General features: G+C 33.5%; 1 protein-coding gene. It reads right to left on the bottom strand.

The annotated features are described in order from the left end of the window. Window positions 1-523, bottom strand: a 523-nt coding sequence (locus NZ841_08575) for a hypothetical protein (protein ID MCS7202813.1), incomplete at both ends; no start/stop codon positions are given.

Raw genomic sequence — 523 nt, 5'->3', positions numbered from 1 at the left:
TTCTTTCCCGGAACTGGTAGTAATTTTTTAATGGTATTAAACAAATCTTCGCCTTTCCTTTCAGTTATTCCTTCTTTTAAAGCCTTGTCCAAGAAGTTCTTAAATTCTTGTTCACTCAAGCTAGCTATAGAAGCAGAAAGGCTGGAAAGCTCCCTTCTATCAAGTTTTGCGAAAACAGAAAAAACTGGCGTGTATTTTGAAAGATCTGGCTCTTTTAATGGGGCAATTTTCTCAACTAAACTAGTAAAGAAGCTTCTTTCTTTTCCAAGAATTTCAGTTAAAGAAGGAAGAAGTGTTTTCAGATCCTGAGGACTTATTCTATAGAATATATCTTTCAGCATAAAGGCTTCGTTTTTAGCTTTTTCAAGTTCAAGAATAGAAGCAGAAAGTTTGGTTATATCAGCTGGAGCAAGCTTTGATAATTTTTGTAGTAAGACAAAAAATAAGTCTTGATTCAATCTAGGCATAGCAGAAATTATCATTTGAATAGCTTTTAGATAATCAATTGCCTCTTCTGGAGTTT

Origin of the sequence: Dictyoglomus sp. (genome assembly GCA_025060475.1) — a bacterium.
GTDB lineage: Bacteria > Dictyoglomota > Dictyoglomia > Dictyoglomales > Dictyoglomaceae > NZ13-RE01.
This window is presented reverse-complemented; position numbering and strand designations above follow the sequence as displayed.